Raw genomic sequence first — 417 nt, forward strand, 5'->3', positions numbered from 1 at the left:
ACAGCACACTCCTATCACGGAAGATGATGTGAAGAACAAGGTAACAATTCCAGAAGGAAGTGGCGGAGTTATCACGAAAGTGACTAACATTCCAACTACTACTGAAGCAGGTAAGAAACCAGAAGCTGAAGTCACAGTGACTTATCCAAATGGTGACACAGAAATTGTTAAGGTTCCAATCACTGTAACCCCTGTAACTCCAACAACAGAAGGTATTACAGTTCCACAAGGCACTCCAATCACTGAGAAAGACGTGACGGATAAGGTTACAGTTCCAGCTGGTGGTAAGATTACAACAGTTGGTAATATTCCAAGTACCGATACAGCCGGCGAAAAACCAGCTGTTGAAGTGACGATTGAGTACCCTAATGGCGATACAGAAGTTGTCACAGTTCCAGTTAAGGTAACACCTAAAGC

1 protein-coding gene is annotated in these 417 nt (G+C 43.4%); it reads left to right on the top strand.

Annotated features, from left to right (window positions below):
- Positions 1 to 28 precede the first annotated feature (28 nt).
- Positions 29 to 417 (top strand): Rib/alpha-like domain-containing protein (locus ACHUFA_RS11070; RefSeq protein WP_394406119.1); only part of this gene is annotated, 389 nt, incomplete at its 3' end.

It is taken from the genome of Streptococcus hepaticus, assembly GCF_043656315.1.
Classification (GTDB): Bacteria; Bacillota; Bacilli; order Lactobacillales; family Streptococcaceae; genus Streptococcus; species Streptococcus hepaticus.